The organism is Neobacillus sp. 204 (assembly GCF_046562815.1).
Classification (GTDB): domain Bacteria; phylum Bacillota; class Bacilli; order Bacillales; family Cytobacillaceae; genus Neobacillus.
Genome location: NZ_JBJORY010000050.1, coordinates 1 through 1,011 on the forward strand (window position 1 = coordinate 1; position 1,011 = coordinate 1,011).

Below are 1,011 nucleotides of genomic sequence, written 5' to 3' on the forward strand. Positions count from 1 at the left end.
CCTGTACAATTAATCTATGTATGATTTGATAATAGGAATATTTCAGTTTGTAGGGTCTAAACGAAAATGAAATTCGAATTTATGCCAAATTATTAGTTTTTTTTTTAGTCCTAATTTTAGAAATCCGGTTGTTTGTCCAATCTCACTTAATCCTTTTCCATAGACTAATTAAAAAGGAGATGAGAAAGTGAAGAAATATAAAGGAGAATTACGCACAGATTTCTCAAGAAATTCTAAAAATGAACTTTTAAAGGAAGAAAAAGTATATCAATCATCGGCACACCAAGAGTGTATTGACCGTGCTTATCGTATTCCCATATTTTTAAGTACGACAACTCATTTAAATGCCAACCAACAACGGTTTCTAGACCGTCTAATTTTAGAGATTGAGAGTGCTTTACTTTTTCCGCGTACATTACCTTTAAGCGAAAGTTATCCCGAATCCATTTTAACTGATATTCGTCGGTTAGTTTCATCAAGCTATGGAATGTTGGCAGTAAACCTTCGTCGTTTTAAAATTCAAACAGTTGACGTCAATGCAGGACCCCTTCCACCATCCACTCCTTTCTGGATAGGATCAGTTTATTCACAAGTAGAACCTTCAATGGCTTTTCAATTTGGTCTCCCCTTATTATTATTAAGGGAAGAAGATACTGACGCAAATAATGGAATTTGGGCAGGAGGAATTGCCCCACTCAACCTATTTATAGTTTGGCATTCTGAAACTCAAACTGTTGATCAATTCTTTAACACTCCTGAATGGAGATCAGCCTTTGCAAATTGGAGTGCACAAGTAAGAAATGCTTTTTATATTCAGACAGAGCCTAAGTTCAAGTATAGATGTGAATGATAAACTGGTACTTTAGCATCAAGTCGAATATTTTTAATAAGTTGAAAATATACAAGATTTTATTCACCTTTATATATTTTTGGCTTATTTACATAAAAATAACATTTGCATAAACAGAACTTTTTAGTTTCCAAATACACTTACTTCTTCAGCTAACCTGC

Annotated in this window: 1 protein-coding gene; it reads left to right on the forward strand. The window is 33.4% G+C overall.

Translation table 11 applies throughout. The annotated features are described in order from the left end of the window. The first annotated feature begins 187 nt into the window (after positions 1-187). On the forward strand, positions 188-850 hold the full coding sequence (locus tag ACJ004_RS30015; protein ID WP_410896727.1) for a hypothetical protein: 663 nt from the start codon (positions 188-190) through the stop codon (positions 848-850). Positions 851-1,011: the final 161 nt, after the last annotated feature.